Raw genomic sequence first — 12,209 nt, 5'->3', positions numbered from 1 at the left:
GGCCTGATTGCGTTTCAGTCTGCGCCGATTGCGGCAATTTATACCAAACACAAGTCAATCAAAGACATTTTATTAAATAAATCTTTCTAATTAGCTTTTCTGTCCGCGGCTAAACCGTTATCTTTAGCGCCGGACTTGCGGGAGCTTCGAAAAATCGCGACGGCGGCGGGATACGCGCCGCGCGGCTGGTTTTCCAAATTTCTCTAAGAACCTGTTTACGATCTGCTGCGCGTCGGCGATACGGCGTTGAAAACCACTTCGAAATGCTCAGGTACCGTGCGTACACTCCGCTTTCTCAGCTGTTTTCGCCTTGCCTCACCTTAGCTCGCGAGATCGTAAACACGTTCTAAGAACCCGTTCAAAGTCTGCTGCGCTTCAGCGATACGGCGTGGGGCATGAGCCTTTCGCCGTGCCGCGTCTCACGACGCGCAGCAGATCGTAAACGGGTGCTGAGGGACGGCGCGGCAACGCCCGCCTATCCCTCTTCCTGGCAGTCCCCGTCCATCCATGCCGTTTTCGCCAGAGTCAGCCGCGCCGCGGCTTGGCGCGCGTCGCCATGGCCGGACGCGGGCCGCTTCTTGTCATTCAGTCACGCCGGGGAACAATGTGTTTTGTCGCCATCGCTTCCGTCACCTGATCAGCCGGGGCAATCAATTCCGCGGCAGCCTCAACGCCGCGGAATGGACCTTGGTCTTGCTGGTGGCCGTGTTGCCGGCGGCGGTGGGCCTGCCCTTGACCTGGAACCGCTACCAGCTGGACGTGCAGGCGCAGCTGCAAAGCGCGGCGGGGCGCGCGGTCAATTCGGTGGACCGGGTGTTCGGCCAGGTGGACCGTTCCTTGCGCGAGGCCGCGCCGCTGGCCGGCCTGCCCTGCCCGCAGGCGCGCGGCCAGCTGGTGTCGCTGGCGGCCTTCGATCCCTATATCCGCTCGCTGGGGCTGATGGACGGCCGCCGCCTGTACTGCACCTCGGTGCTGGGCGCGCAGGACACGGTGCTGCCGTTCACGCCGTCGGCGCCGCAACAGTTGATCCACCGCCAGGGCTCCGGGCCCTTGTATCCCAAGCGTCCCTTCCTGATGCGCACCTTGCTGACCGAACGGGGGCAGGGCCTGGTCGCCAGCGTGGAGCTGGCCTATTTCAGCCCCTTGCTGCCCTGGCAGGCCGACGACGGCCACAGCGGCTCCTTGCTGGTGCTGAACCACAAGGAGGCGGTGCAATCCACGCTGCCGGGCGCCGCCGAGGTGCCGGCCAGCGCGGTGCTGCGCGTGATCGCGGCGTCGCAGCGCTATCCGCTGGCGGTGCACAGCTGGGTGGACGCCAAGTATCTGTGGCGCGGCGCCTCGGCGCGCCTGCTGCGCGCCTTGCTGCTGTTGCTGCCGGTGGGCGTGGTCGGCGCGGTGCTGCTGCTGGGCTATCTGCGCAAGCGCGGCTCGGTCAGCGGGGAAATCCTGCTGGCGCTGCGCAATCAGGAGTTCCTGCCTTACTACCAGCCGGTGTTCGACGCCTGCGGCCGCCGCTGCATGGGAGTGGAAGTGTTGCTGCGCTGGCAGCATCCGCGTCAGGGCCTGGCGCCGCCGGACCTGTTCATCCCGGTGGCGGAAGCTTCCGGCATGATCATCCAGATCACCCGCTATCTGATGCGCAAAGTGGCCGCGGACATGGCGTCGCTGCCCTTGCCCGAGCGCTTCTTCGTGGCGCTCAATCTGTCGCCCAGCCATCTGCAGCACGCGCAGCTGGTGGAGGACTGTCAGGCGTTTTTGCAACACTTTCCCAAGGCGCCGCCGCGGCTGGTGCTGGAAGTGACCGAGCGCGAGCCCATCCAGGTGACGCCGCAAAGCCAGCAGGTGATGGCCGCGCTGCGGCGGATGCGGGTGCAGATCGCCATCGACGACTTCGGCACCGGCCACAGCAGCCTGGCCGAGCTCAACCGCATCCACGCCGACCATCTGAAGATAGATCGCGTGTTCGTGGCGGCGATAGGCAGCGACTCCATCGCCAACCGCATCCTGGAAATGATCATCGACCTGGCCAAGCAGCTGCGCATCTCCATGGTGGCCGAGGGCGTGGAAACCGAGCAACAGCGCGCCTATCTGCAGCAAAGCGGCGTGCATTACCTGCAGGGCTATCTGCTGGCGCGGCCGATGCCGCTGGAGCAGCTGCGCGATTTCCTGTGGGGGCGGCGCGCGCCGCTGGCGGAGGGGCAGGCGGCTTCCTGAGTAAAAAATGCGCAATAAACGAACACTATTGGCCGATATCAAGCCGGAATAGTGGTTCTGTTTGCCGCTGACCCGCAAAATATGTTACTAAAGTGACGTGATTTTCGATTCCGAATAGTTATGAGCCGCTCACCCCGTCACGACAAGATTCTGCAGCTGGTCCGCGAAAACGGCTTCATGCCGATCGAAGAGCTGGCCAGACTGCTCGATGTCACCCCGCAAACCATTCGCCGCGATATCAACCAGCTGTGCGAGGCCAATTTGTTGCGCCGTTACCACGGCGGCGCCGCCTTGGGCAGCAGCGTGGAGAATGAGGATTATTTCGCGCGCAAAGGAAAATTCCAGAGCGAAAAAGCGCATATCGCGGACATGATCGCCAGCAGCATTCCCGATCACGCCTCGCTGTTCATGAGCATAGGCACCACGATAGAGGCGGTGGCTCAGGCGCTGACCAGCACGCACAAGGGCTTGCGGGTGATCACCAACAACATTCACGTCGCCTCCATCATGTCCACCAATCCGGATTTCACGGTGATGATCACCTCCGGCACGGTGCGCGCGTCCGACGGCGGCATCACCGGCGTGGCCACGCTGGACTTCATCAACCAGTTCAAGGTGGACTACGCCATCATCGGCGTGTCCGGCATCGAGCCGGACGGCTCGCTGCTGGACTTCGACTACCGCGAAGTGCGGGTGGCACAGGCGATGATGTCCAACGCTCGCCACCGTTACCTGGCGGCGGACCACAGCAAGTTCGGCCGCAACGCCCTGGTGCGCATGGGCCACATCAGCGAATTCCACACCGTGTTCACCGACGCGCTGCCGCCGGAGCCGGTGACCAAGCTGTTGGAAGAGCAGGGCGTGCGCCTGGTGCTGACCGAGGCCTGATAAGCGGTTTGCGTTCCGCCGCATCGCCGACGCGCGGCAGACCTTGAACAGGCTCTGAGGCCGCGGCCGCAAAAAAGCCCGGACATCCGTCCGGGCTTTGTCATGTCCGGGCCTGGGGCCCGGCTCAGTCCTGCATGGCCTCCACCCGGTTGCGGCCGTTGGCCTTGGCCCGGTACAGCATTTCGTCGGCCTGGCGCACCAGATCGGTGCTGCTGCCGGCGGTGTCCAGCGAACTGATGCCCACGCTGAAGGTCTGGCGGAAATCGCCGTCCGGCGCGCGTTGTTCTATCTGGCTGAAGTCCTGGCGCAGCTGATCCATCAGCTCGTGCGCCTGTTGCTGATTGGTGCCCGGCAGCACGATGGCGAACTCCTCGCCGCCGTAGCGGCCCACCAGATCGCTGCTGCGCAGCCGCTCCTTGAGAAAGCGCGCCAGATTGATCAGCAATTCGTCGCCGGCCGGGTGGCCGTGGCTGTCGTTGATGGTTTTGAAGAAGTCCAGGTCCAGCATCGCCAGCGACAGCGGCCGCTGGTCGCGGCGCGCGCGCTGGATGCCGTATTCCAGCTGGCCGTGCAGATGGGAGTGGTTGAGCAGGCCGGTCAGGCTGTCGTTGATGATGTAGGAACGCAGCTTGCGGTAGCGGCGCGCGCGGTTGATCACGGTGACGATCAGCTCCTCCGGCGCCACCGGCTTGGTCAGGAAGCCGTCTATGCCCAGGGTCAGCGCGTCCAGCTGCACCGCCTGGCGTTTCTCCACCGACAGGAACACCACCGGTATGCCGTCCAGCAACCGTTGCTGGCGGATCACCTTGGCCAGCTCGATGCCGCTGCACTGCGGCATGTACATATCCATCAGGATCAGGTCCGGGCGGAATTGCTCGATCATGTCCAGCACCCGCTCCGGCTGGGTCTCCTCGCGGGTTTCCACGCCCTGGGCGTTGAGCACGCTGGAGTAGAGCCCGGCCAGCGATTCCATGTCCTCCACGATCAGCACCCGCAGCGGCTCGCGCTTCTCGCCCAGGTCGCCGAAGCTCAGCTGGTCTATCAGCTGATGCGCCTGCAGCGGCCAGTCCAGCAGGCTGCCGGCGCCGGCGCGCACCGCCGCCAGCCGCGCCTGGAAATCGTGCAGCGGCGAGGTCAGGATCAGCGGGCAGATGCTGCTGATGGTGGGGGCCAGCAACAGGATGGGGTCGTTGGCGGCGAACTCGGTGAAGGCCACCACCGCCTCCGGCGCCTTGTCCTGCAAGGCCTGGGCCAGCTTGGCCGCCTGCTGGATCACCTTGGCGTGGATGCCGTAGCAGGACAGCTGCTGGATCAGCGGCGTGGCGTCCACCTCCTGCGGCAGCCATAGATAGAGGGTGACCATGTCGCCGCCCAGCAGCTTGTCGTAGTCGATCTCCGGCAGGCCGTCCTTGCGTTCCATCATGCCCAGCTGGCTGACCAGGCCCAGGTGGTGGCGCAGGCGATTGTAGCGCTCGCTTTCCGACGGCGCGGTCTGCGGCTGCTGGATCCAGCCTTGCAGCAGGCGCGACAGGGTCTGGATTTCTCCGGTGATTTCGTTGAGGTCCTGCTCGCGCACCATATCCTCCAGCCGCAGGATCAGCGACAGCAGGTGGGCGGCCAGCGGCCGCTCCCAGCGAGTGACCAGCAGGTGGCCGATGCGGTCGATTTCCTGTGCCAGATGCACGCGTTGTTTGAAAGCCTGATGTTGCGACATGATCAAGTGTTCCCCGGTGGACCCGGTCGTCCGATATTCAAGTTCTGAAGCCGCGCCCTGGGCGCGCTGTTATAATTCGCCGTTGGATTGCAACGGCCTGGCAAAAATTTTTAATGAACGTTTTTTACGAAGAGAGCGGCGGCTTTAAGGTCGGCAGCATCGTTTCGCGCAATGACGCTAGTCTGCAAGTGGATACCCAGCATGGCAAGCGCGCCAAGATCAAGGCCGCGAATGTCTTTCTGGAGTTTAGTTCCGCATTGGGCGATTTTCTGCCCATGGTAGAGCAACTTGCCGCGGATATTGACCTGGATTTCCTGTGGGAATGCTGCCCGGACGACGAGTTCGGCTATGAGGCGCTGGCGGCCGATTACTGGGGCCACGCGCCGTCGGCGGCGGAGGCCGCCGCCATCGTGTCGCGCCTGTACGGCGCGCCGATGTATTTCTACAAAAAGGGCAAGGGCCGCTACAAGAAGGCGCCGGAAGAGGCGCTGAAGGCGGCGCTGGCCGGGCTGGAGCGCAAGAAGCGCGAGCAGGAGCAGATCGACCAGTGGGTGCTTGAGCTGAAGGCCGGCCAGTTGCCGGAGGCGATCCGCGGCCAGCTGATGACCTTGTTGTGGAAACCCGACAAGAACACGCTGGAGTTCAAGGCCTTCGACCAGGCCGCGCGCGAGCTGAGCCTGCCGCCGCTGCGGCTGGCGGACAAGGTGGGCGGCATCTCCTCGGTGCCGGACTACCTGATGGCCGGCTTCATGCTGGAGTTCTTCCCCAAGGGCCGCGGCTTCGGCAAGTACGAGCTGCCGGCGCTGCCGGAGGACTTGCCGCTGTCGCCGGCGCGCGCCTTCTCCATCGACGACGCCAACACCACCGAGATCGACGACGCGCTGTCGGTGCAGGACCTGCCCAACGGCAACAAGCGCGTCGGCATCCACATCGCCGCGCCGTCGCTGGGGATAGAAATAGGCTCCCCGCTGGAGAAGCTGCTGCTGTCGCGGCTGTCCACCGTGTATTTCCCCGGCGACAAGATCACCATGCTGCCGGACGATCTGGTGGAGCTGTTCACCCTGAAGGAAGGCCATGACTGTCCGGCGCTGAGCCTCTACGTGGAGGTGACGCCGGAGTTCGAGCCGGTGGCCTACGAGAACCGCATCGAGAAGGTGCATATCGCCGCCAACCTGCGCCACGCCGCGCTGGAGCAGTTCTTCAACGAAGAGACGCTGGCCTGCGATCCGGGCGTGGATTATCCGTTCAAGCAGGAGCTGATCTGGTTCTGGCAGTTCGCCGAGGCGCTGGAGAAGCGCCGCGGCAAATACGACCCGACGCGTCCGGTGCAGATGGACTACAACTTCGACGTGGTCGACGGCAAGGTGCTGATCACCTTGCGCAAGCGCGGCGCGCCGATGGACAAGCTGGTGTCCGAACTGATGATTCTGGCCAACTGCGAGTGGGGCCGGATGCTGGCCGAGGCCGACATCCCCGGCATGTACCGCGCGCAGAGCATGGGTAAGGTGAGGATGACCACGCGGCCGGAGCCGCACACCGGCCTGGGCGTGGCCCAGTACGCGTGGGCGACTTCGCCGCTGCGTCGCGCCACCGACTTCATCAACCAGCGCCAGCTGATGTCGATGATCCGCGGCGAGAAGCCGCAGTTCGAGCAGGGCGACGCGATGTTGTTCGCCATCCTGCGCGATTTCGACACCACTTACTCCGCCTACCTGGGCTTCCAGGACCGGATGGAGCATTTCTGGTGCCTGCGCTGGTTCAGCCAGGAAGGCGTGTCCGATCCCACCGCCGCCTTCATCAAGGAGGACTTGGTGCGCATCGACGGCCTGCCGATGCGGGTGCGCATCCCGGGCCTGCCGGAGCTGGCGCGCGGCGACCGCATCCAGCTGGCGGTGATCCGCATCGACGAGCTGATGCAGGAGATCGAGCTGCGCTGCGTCGGGGTGCTCGGCCATGTCGACGCCGCTGAGGACGAGGCGTCCGAAGCGGAGGCGAGCGAGGCGGACGGCCAGGCCGGTTGAGTCCGCAGTGCGAGAAACGCGAAAAGGCGGCTTAGGCCGCCTTTTTTGCGTCTGGCTGGACGGCGCTTAGAACATCTCGTCCAGCGCGGTGCAGGCCTCGCGCAACTCCGGCAGCGCCTCCGCCAGCCCCTCGCGCGGCAGGCCGGCGCGCTCCATCACGCTGACCGGCAAGGTCGCCAGCATGTCTTCCTCGCTCATGTCGTGGTTGAAGCCGGAGGTCATGAAGGAGGCCAGGCCGATCAGCAGCGCGAACGGCGACACTTCCTCGTTCAGCAGATCGTGCTGGTTGAAGATGGCTTCCTGGATCTCGTCCGGGAAATTCCAGCGCCGCGCCAGCTCGGCCCCCACCTCGGTCAGGTCCATGCCCAGCAGCATGCGTTCGGTGGCCACCCGGTCGGCGCCGCCGGCGACGATGCGGTCTATCTGCAGCGCCTGTTCCGGCACCGCCACGTAGAGCACCAGTTCGCCGATATTGGACAGCAGGCCGCAGGTATAGCCCAGCTGCGGGTCCAGCTTGGCCAGCCTGGCCAGCCGCTTGGCGGCGTTGGCCATCGCGAAGCTGCGCTGCCAGAACGCCTTCATGTCGAAGCCCTGGATGCCCAGCGTGGCGCCGGTGACGCCGGAGGCGATCACCAGCACCCTGAGATTGTCGAAGCCGAGCAGGATGATGGCGTCCTCCAGCGAACCCACGCGCCGGCTGCCGCCGAAGCGCGCGGTATTGGCCAGCCGCAGCACGCGCGCGGTCAGCACCTGATCATGTCCCACCTTGTCGGTAATTTCATCGATGTTGACGTCGGTGCGGTGAAAACTGGCCACCAGCTCCTGGACCACCTTGGGCACCATGGGCAGCTTGCCCGACGCTTTTTCAAATATTTCCGCCACTTGCATAGGGGTCTCCAATAGGTGAACCGTCGTCGGCGCGGGCGTGGGCCGGCGGCGATGAAGTCCTGCTTCTTGAGCTTAGGCAATTGGCGGGGGAAAGGAAGGACAAAACCGGACAGGGGCGAGGGTGGCGGGCGCGGCTCCAAAAAAAACAGGGCCCGCAGGCCCTGGTAAAGAAGCAACGTCGTTTAATTCCGGTGCAACAGGCTGGCTTCCCGCGCCAGCTGGGTGATGCGGTCCCAGTCGCGATTGGCGATGGCGTCGTCCGGGGTCAGCCAGCTGCCGCCCACGGCCAGCACATTGGGCAGCGCCAGGTATTCCGGCGCTTTCTTGATGTCGATGCCGCCGGTGGGGCAGAAGCGCAGATCGGAGAACGGGCTGGCCAGCGATTTGAGTAGTTTGACGCCGCCCACGGCCTCGGCCGGGAACAGCTTCTGGATGGTGAAGCCTTCGTCCTGGGCGCGCATCGCCTCGGACGGGGTGGCCACGCCGGGAATCAGGGTCAGGTTGGCGGCGCGGGCGGCGGCGCCCAGTTCCGGGGTGAAGCCGGGGCTGACGCCGAACTGCGCGCCGGCGTCGATGGCGGCTTCCACGTGGGCGCGGGTGCGCAGCGTGCCGGCGCCCACGATGGCGCCCGGCACTTCGTCGCGCATGCGGCGCATCGCCGCCAGCGCGGCCTTGGTGCGCAGCGTCACTTCCAGCACGCGCACGCCGCCGGCCACCAGCGCCTGGGCCAGTTCCACGGCCACGGCCGCGTCGTTGACGATGATCACCGGAACAACCGGGCCTTGGCGCAGCAGGGTCAATGCGTCCATATTCATTTTCTCCAAGAAGCGGGGTGGAAGTCGGGATGGCGGAAGCTGCTGGCGCCGGCTTCGGCGTGGTCGGCCACCGAGCGGAACACCGCGAACAAGTCCCGGCCCATGCCAAAATCATTGTGCGTCAGGTCGGCCTGCGCCTGTTCGCGCGCGGCCCATTCTGCCTCGTCCACCAGCACGGTCAGTTCGCCGCTATTGGCGTCCAGCCGCACCGGGTCGCCGTCGCGCACCTTGCCGATAGGCCCGCCGGACAGGGCTTCCGGCGATACGTGGATGGCGGCCGGCACCTTGCCGGAAGCGCCGGACATGCGGCCGTCGGTGACCAGGGCCACCTTGAAGCCGCGCTCCTGCAAAATGCTCAGCGCCGGGGTCAGCTTGTGCAGTTCCGGCATGCCGTTGGCGCGCGGGCCCTGGAAGCGGATCACCGCGATGAAGTCTTTTTCCAGCTCGCCGCGCTTGAACGCCGTCAGCATGTCGTTCTGGTCGTGGAAGATCACCGCCGGCGCTTCCACCACCCGGTGTTCCGGCTTGACCGCGGACACCTTGATCACCGCGCGGCCCAGCTTGCCGGACAGCAGCTTGAGGCCGCCGTCGGCGGAGAACGGGTCGGCGGCGGTGCGCAGCACGCTGTCGTCGCCGCTGTCGGCCGGCGCGTCCCGCCATTTGAGTTCGCCCTGGTCCAGCCACGGCTCCTGCGCGTAGCGCGACAGGCCGCGGCCCACCACGGTGCCCACGTCTTCGTGCAGCAGGCCGGCGGACAGCAGTTCGCGGATCACGAAGCCCATGCCGCCGGCGGCGTGGAAGTGGTTCACGTCGGCCTTGCCGTTGGGGTAGGCGCGCACCAAGAGCGGCACCACGGCGGAGAGTTCGTCGAAATCGTCCCAGTTCACGTCTATGCCGGCGGCGCGGGCGATGGCGACGATGTGCATGGTGTGGTTGGTGGAGCCGCCGGTGGCCAAAAGGCCGACGATGGCGTTGACGATGGACTTCTCGTCTATCATCTCGCCCACCGGGGTGAAGGCCTTGCCCTGGGCGGCGATCTTGGCCGCCTGTCCGGCGGCGGCGCGGGTCAGCGCCTCGCGCAGCGGGGTGCCTGGGTTGACGAAGGCGGCGCCGGGCAGGTGCAGGCCCATGATCTCCATCAGCATCTGATTGGAGTTGGCGGTGCCGTAGAAAGTACAGGTGCCGGGGCCGTGGTAGGACTGGCACTCGGATTCCAGCAGCGCGTCGCGGCCCACCTTGCCCTCGGCGTACAGCTGGCGCACCTTGGCTTTTTCATCGTTGGCGATGCCGGTGGTCATCGGGCCGGCGGGAACGAACACCGCCGGCAGGTGGCCGAAGGAAAGCGCGCCTATCAGCAGGCCCGGCACGATCTTGTCGCACACGCCCAGGTAGAGCGCGGCGTCGAACATCTGGTGGGACAGCGCCACCGCGGTGCTCATCGCGATGATGTCGCGCGAGAACAGGGACAGCTCCATGCCCGGCTGGCCCTGGGTCACGCCGTCGCACATCGCCGGCACGCCGCCGGCGAACTGGGCGGTGGCGCCGGCCGCCAGCGCCGCCTCCTTCAGCAGTGCCGGATAGGTTTCCAGCGGCTGGTGGGCGGACAGCATGTCGTTGTAGGAAGAGACGATGGCCAGATTGGGGCGGTGCTCTTCCTTTAGATGTATCTTGATGCCGTCGGGCATGGCGGCGAAGGCGTGTGCCAAGTTGGTACACGACAATTGCGAGCGCTCCACCCTTCCCTGATGGGCTGCGGCGCGCAAGCGGTCCAGGTAGGCGGCGCGCGTTGCCCGGCTCCGGTTGACGATGCGCTCGGTAACGGCGGACAGGGTGGAATGCAAGGCCATGATGACGTTCCGTGTTGAAGTGGGTTGATAGTAGTTTTACTACACTCAAATTGCAAGACGCGCTCCAGCGCCGTTCCGCCATGATACGCCCGGCGGCGCGAGGCAACACCCGCCGTTGCAGCGATTGAGGGAATTGTTTGCTTTGGGGCAAAAGGTGTTGCAAAAGCGGCCTGCGTCAGCGCGATGACATGGACAAGGCAAAAGCTGGTGGTAATATAACTACATCTACAAACGTCTCGAGATGGAAGATCAGGATGGATACCCGTACTACGCCAACCCCGGCCTTCGATATGGTGTTGTTCGGCGGCGCCGGCGATCTGGTGATGCGCAAGCTGCTGCCCTCCCTGTATCAGGCGCACGCCGCCGGCCTGCTCAATCAGCAGGGCCGCATCCTGGCGCTGGGCCGCAAGGAACTGAGCCGCGACGACTACCTGGCCTTTGTCGAGAAGAACTCGCGTCAGCACGTCAAAGCCCATTTCGACGCCGCCGCCTGGGACAGCTTCTGTGCGCGGATTGAATACCTGAAAGTGGACGCTTCCCAGCCGCGGGATTTCCCGGCGCTGGCGGAAAAGCTCAAGGGCGACGACGACCGCGTGGTGGTCTGTTACCTGGCCACCGCGCCCAATCTGTTCGCCGGCATCTGCGAGAACCTGGCGGCGGTGGGCCTCAACAGCGGCAATGTGCGCGTGGTGCTGGAAAAACCGCTGGGCACCGACCTGGATTCCTCCAACGAGATCAACGACGACGTGGCGCGCTTCTTCAAGGAAGAGCAGCTGTACCGGATCGACCACTACCTGGGCAAGGAATCGGTGCAGAACCTGATGGCGATCCGCTTCGCCAACGCGCTGTTCGAGCCGCTGTGGCGGCGCGAATGGATACACGACGTGCAGATCACCATCTCCGAAGACCTGGGCGTGGGCAGCCGCGGCGATTTCTACGACGGCACCGGCGCGCTGCGCGACATGGTGCAGAACCACTTGTTGCAACTGCTGTGCATCGTGGCGATGGAGCCGCCGGCCAATATGGAAGCCGACGCGGTGCGCGACGAGAAGCTCAAGGTGCTGAAGGCGCTGCGTCCGTTCAGCGAGCAGGACGTGGCGGCCAAGACCGTGCGCGGCCAGTACAAGGCCGGCGCCGTGAACGGCCAGCCTGTGGTCGGCTATCTGAACGAGCAGGGCATCCCCGCCGACAGCCAGACCGAAACCTTCGTCGCGCTCAAGGCCGAGATCGACAACTGGCGCTGGGCCGGCGTGCCCTTCTTCCTGCGCACCGGCAAACGGATGCAGGAGCGGCTGGCAGAGATCGTCATCAACTTCCGCGACGTGCCGCACCAGCTGTTCAACGGCCCGATGAGCGGCAGCCACACCGCCAACCGCTTGGTGATCCGCCTGCAGCCGGAGGAAAGCATCCGTCTGTACTTCCTGGCCAAGGAGCCGGGCGACACCATGCGTCTGCAGCCGGCCTACCTCGACCTGGACTTCTACAAAGCCTTCAAGGTGCGCCGCGCCGACGCCTACGAGCGCCTGCTGCTGGACGTGATCCGCGGCAAGCTGGCGCTGTTCATGCGCCGCGACGAATTGATCGAGGCCTGGCGCTGGGTGGAGCCCATCATGGACACCTGGAGCCGCAGCAGCAATCTGCCGCCCAAGCAGTACACCGCCGGCACCTGGGGTCCGGCGGCGTCGAGCGCTTTGTTATCGCGCGATGGGATAGGCTGGCACGAGGAATGCTGAGCCGCATGGAGGCATCCATCTGCTGCGCGTCCCGATCTCGAATGCTGCGGTGCTCGCCGTACTACTGTACGGCTGCGCGTCTCGCTTCG

At 65.1% G+C, this 12,209-nt stretch carries 8 protein-coding genes; 4 read left to right on the top strand and 4 right to left on the bottom strand.

All coding sequences use genetic code 11. From position 1 onward, the window contains the following. The first annotated feature begins 606 nt into the window (after positions 1 to 606). Positions 607 to 2,214: an EAL domain-containing protein gene (locus VK98_RS22365; protein WP_048416132.1), complete on the top strand. Its 1,608-nt coding sequence runs from the start codon at positions 607 to 609 to the stop codon at positions 2,212 to 2,214. Positions 2,215 to 2,334: 120 nt separating this feature from the next. Further along, a complete protein-coding gene (locus VK98_RS22360; RefSeq protein WP_019103455.1) occupies positions 2,335 to 3,102 on the top strand; it encodes a DeoR/GlpR family DNA-binding transcription regulator in 768 nt (255 codons plus the stop codon). Between the two features lie 124 nt (positions 3,103 to 3,226). On the opposite strand, the gene VK98_RS22355 is transcribed toward VK98_RS22360, so the two are convergent. Beyond that, on the bottom strand, positions 3,227 to 4,816 hold the full coding sequence (locus VK98_RS22355) for a diguanylate cyclase (protein ID WP_231589354.1): 1,590 nt from the start codon (positions 4,814 to 4,816) through the stop codon (positions 3,227 to 3,229). Positions 4,817 to 4,929: 113 nt separating this feature from the next. On the opposite strand from VK98_RS22355, the gene VK98_RS22350 reads away from it, so the two are divergent. Beyond that, entirely contained in the window at positions 4,930 to 6,837 is a 1,908-nt protein-coding gene (locus VK98_RS22350) for a ribonuclease catalytic domain-containing protein (RefSeq protein WP_048416131.1), read from the top strand. 66 nt (positions 6,838 to 6,903) lie between these two features. Here the strand turns inward: VK98_RS22350 and VK98_RS22345 are convergent, their stop codons facing one another. The 3 genes from VK98_RS22345 to edd all read right to left on the bottom strand — a co-directional run bounded on the left by VK98_RS22345 (position 6,904) and on the right by edd (position 10,387). Further along, a complete protein-coding gene (locus VK98_RS22345; protein WP_048416130.1) occupies positions 6,904 to 7,725 on the bottom strand; it encodes an HDOD domain-containing protein in 822 nt (273 codons plus the stop codon). A 182-nt stretch (positions 7,726 to 7,907) separates the two neighbouring features. Next, positions 7,908 to 8,534, bottom strand: a complete 627-nt coding sequence (locus VK98_RS22340; protein ID WP_048416129.1) for a bifunctional 4-hydroxy-2-oxoglutarate aldolase/2-dehydro-3-deoxy-phosphogluconate aldolase — start codon at positions 8,532 to 8,534, stop codon at positions 7,908 to 7,910. Positions 8,535 to 8,536: 2 nt separating this feature from the next. Beyond that, entirely contained in the window at positions 8,537 to 10,387 is a 1,851-nt protein-coding gene (gene edd, locus VK98_RS22335) for a phosphogluconate dehydratase (RefSeq protein ID WP_048416128.1), read from the bottom strand. A 254-nt stretch (positions 10,388 to 10,641) separates the two neighbouring features. Between edd and zwf the strand changes: the two genes are divergently transcribed. Next, positions 10,642 to 12,120: a glucose-6-phosphate dehydrogenase gene (gene zwf, locus VK98_RS22330; protein WP_048416127.1), complete on the top strand. Its 1,479-nt coding sequence runs from the start codon at positions 10,642 to 10,644 to the stop codon at positions 12,118 to 12,120. Positions 12,121 to 12,209: the final 89 nt, after the last annotated feature.

The organism is Chromobacterium sp. LK11 (genome assembly GCF_001043705.1).
Lineage (GTDB): Bacteria > Pseudomonadota > Gammaproteobacteria > Burkholderiales > Chromobacteriaceae > Chromobacterium > Chromobacterium alkanivorans.
This window is presented reverse-complemented; position numbering and strand designations above follow the sequence as displayed.

What these genes read in the sequence shown, in the direction of transcription:
- VK98_RS22360 (WP_019103455.1), top strand. Translation starts at nt 2,335, where the DNA reads ATGAGCCGCTCACCCCGTCACGACAAGATTCTGCAGCTGGTCCGCGAA.
- VK98_RS22355 (WP_231589354.1), bottom strand. Translation starts at nt 4,816, where the DNA reads ATGTCGCAACATCAGGCTTTCAAACAACGCGTGCATCTGGCACAGGAA.
- VK98_RS22350 (WP_048416131.1), top strand. Translation starts at nt 4,930, where the DNA reads ATGAACGTTTTTTACGAAGAGAGCGGCGGCTTTAAGGTCGGCAGCATC.
- VK98_RS22345 (WP_048416130.1), bottom strand. Translation starts at nt 7,725, where the DNA reads ATGCAAGTGGCGGAAATATTTGAAAAAGCGTCGGGCAAGCTGCCCATG.
- VK98_RS22340 (WP_048416129.1), bottom strand. Translation starts at nt 8,534, where the DNA reads ATGGACGCATTGACCCTGCTGCGCCAAGGCCCGGTTGTTCCGGTGATC.
- edd (WP_048416128.1), bottom strand. Translation starts at nt 10,387, where the DNA reads ATGGCCTTGCATTCCACCCTGTCCGCCGTTACCGAGCGCATCGTCAAC.
- zwf (WP_048416127.1), top strand. Translation starts at nt 10,642, where the DNA reads ATGGATACCCGTACTACGCCAACCCCGGCCTTCGATATGGTGTTGTTC.